The following is a 342-nucleotide window of genomic DNA, read 5'->3' as shown; positions in this document are numbered from 1 at the left end:
GCAAACGCAGGTTTTATTTCGTTTGTTTAATTTAAATTCTGTAGCTGGGATAACTTTTTTTACGCCTTTTACAGTATCTTGGTGTCGCTTGCCGTGGTCGCTATTTTGGCTTTTAAATTTTGGGTCACGTGATCGAAAGGCGTTGTCCGGAATGTAAGCGTTTATCTCTTCTTCTTTCAGATAGGCGTAATTAGCTTCGTTGGCAAAACCGGTATCAGCGGTGACGACGATTTGGCCCTCTATTAAGTTACCGGATTCAGAATCGGCGTAACGTTGTTGAATCTTATCCAATACAGGTTTTAGAGTATGGTGTTCTTGGCCTTCACCGAACGCTTGGGCATT

1 pseudogene is annotated in these 342 nt (G+C 42.4%); it reads right to left on the bottom strand.

The window, feature by feature from the left end:
• A pseudogene (locus ACXAFR_RS27580) lies at positions 1 to 342 on the bottom strand (IS1182 family transposase); the annotation flags it as partial.

The organism is Pseudomaricurvus sp. ABR4_320 (assembly GCF_056159445.1).
The sequence above is the reverse complement of the archived record's forward strand: the minus strand, read 5'-3'. Positions and strand labels throughout refer to the sequence as shown.